The organism is Streptomyces sp. ISL-11, from assembly GCF_018614525.1.
Classification (GTDB): Bacteria; Actinomycetota; Actinomycetes; order Streptomycetales; family Streptomycetaceae; genus Streptomyces.
This window is the reverse complement of sequence record NZ_JAGGOL010000031.1, coordinates 41,486-41,796: the sequence shown is the minus strand read 5'-3', so window position 1 is coordinate 41,796 and position 311 is coordinate 41,486. Positions and strand designations below refer to the sequence as shown.

The 311-nt window shown below is 81.0% G+C and carries 1 protein-coding gene; it reads left to right on the top strand.

The features are described 5' to 3' along the window. On the top strand, positions 1–311 hold a 311-nt coding region (locus J7E86_RS09120), incomplete at both ends, for an FAD-dependent oxidoreductase (protein ID WP_215081040.1).

Sequence of the window (311 nt, the reverse complement as noted above, 5' to 3'; positions counted from 1 at the left end):
CCGCCGGGCAGGTCACGGTCGTCGGCGCGGGCGTCGCCGGCGTGGAGACGGCGGCGGCCCTGCGCCGCGCCGGGCGCGAGGTGACGCTGGTCCACCCGGGCCCGTACCCCTTGGACGACCGCCTGCCGGACCGCGCCGGCCGGCTGCTGGCCGACCACCTCCAAGCGCTCGGCGTGACGCTGGAGTTCGGCCAGGGAGTGGCGGCCCGCGAGCCCGGCAAGGTGCGGCTGACGGACGGGCGGATGCTGCGCGCCGACGTCCTGCTGCCGTGCCCGGCCCCGCGGCCGGAGACCGCGCTGGCCCGGGCCGCC